The organism is Streptomyces sp. NPDC001056 (genome assembly GCF_053598955.1).
In genome coordinates this window covers 1-1,320 of the sequence record NZ_JBSFLI010000110.1, presented here as the reverse complement: position 1 = coordinate 1,320, position 1,320 = coordinate 1, and the positions used below count along the sequence as shown (strand labels likewise).

General features: G+C 55.6%; 2 protein-coding genes. One reads left to right on the top strand and one right to left on the bottom strand.

Translation table 11 applies throughout. The features are described 5' to 3' along the window. A partial coding sequence (locus ACWDD7_RS37755; protein ID WP_450460720.1) for a contractile injection system protein, VgrG/Pvc8 family occupies positions 1–519 on the bottom strand: 519 nt, incomplete at its 3' end. Between the two features lie 572 nt (positions 520–1,091). Here ACWDD7_RS37755 and ACWDD7_RS37750 point away from each other — a divergent pair. Further along, positions 1,092–1,253 carry a hypothetical protein gene (locus tag ACWDD7_RS37750; protein ID WP_171026790.1) on the top strand — a complete coding sequence of 54 codons (162 nt, stop codon included), beginning with the start codon at positions 1,092–1,094 and terminating at the stop codon, positions 1,251–1,253. The last annotated feature ends 67 nt before the right edge of the window (positions 1,254–1,320 follow it).

Sequence of the window (1,320 nt, the reverse complement as noted above, 5' to 3'; positions counted from 1 at the left end):
TGAGCTGCTGTCGGCCCGCAGCACCTGCCGTGTCAATTCGCGCACCGGATAGCGTTCGGCCCGCAATGCCGACAGGTCGAAATCGAATGCCTGCGCGAGTGCCGGGCCGCGATGTTTCCACTCGTTCATCAGCGTCGCCAGAATGTCGATCATGCTGCACGATCGGAACATGCGGACGTTCGTGCGGCGGTCCATCAGCGACAGGGCGTCGCACACGTGCAACTGGTACACGGTCAGTTCACCGTCGGATTGACCGGCTCGCACGTCGTGCACGATCGCATTGATCGCGCGTATGCCACCCCGATCGGTCGTCAGCCGGACCGACACGGGCAGACCGAGAAACAGCGCGGGCGATAGATGCGCGTGGGTGGACACGCAGGTCAGTTGTCCGTCGATCCCCGATATCAACCCTTCGCGAATATCGGCGTGATGGAGCGCGAGCAGATGGCCGACCGTGCGTTGGGCGAGACCGAAATGGAGATCGACAGGCCGCTTGTTGCCGCTAATCCGACCGTACACGAAATTCCGAAATGTACTTTCTATCGACATCACCGCAATCTGGATACTTTCGCCGCAATTCCGAATGGTCGGAATTGTGGATTTAAGTGAAAAAGGAGGATTCTGGAAAATTCGTGGTGAAGAATATCAAACTTGTTTGGCGTGTTAAATGATTTGATATTTTGAGATGGATTTTTTGTTGGGCGGATACTGTATTTAACTTTCTGCGTGAGGAGTGTGGAATTTGTGTTTGGTAATGGATTTAGATGCTATGGATAAGAATATGGTGGTGTATCGAGGGGAGATGGTTTTTGTTTTTTAGATATAAATTGAATTTAAAAAGGAAGAATGAGACTTATCTCATGTCTGAACGAACTGCGGCGCAGTGTGATGCAGGAAAGGGCAGTGACCAGGATTGCGCGGGTGCTCGACCGATGCATCTTGGTTTGCCCCCGTTTTTTCGCCTCCCGCTACCCGGCGGGCGGCTTCTTCTTGCATGGTTCGTGAAGGGTTTGCCTCATCGTATGCATGCGTGACGTGAATGGCGCCGTGCGTGGATGCCCCGATGTCCATGAGGGAATTCCCCGTGACGCATGAGCGAGCGTCGCGTCGACGCCGCGCCCGTTCGCTTCGCGCTTTCCCGTCACGCCTTCCCGCCCACCGCCCGCGATTATTTGCGTTTCGCGAATGGCGCGTTCGCCGGTTGTTCCATACCCGATTGGCAGCCGTGCACCTATCGTGGTGACGTCGGCTGATTGAACGCAACGCGTCGAACCCGAACGCCAGCCGGCACTTCCTCGCGATTCGCGTCGCACACAAAAA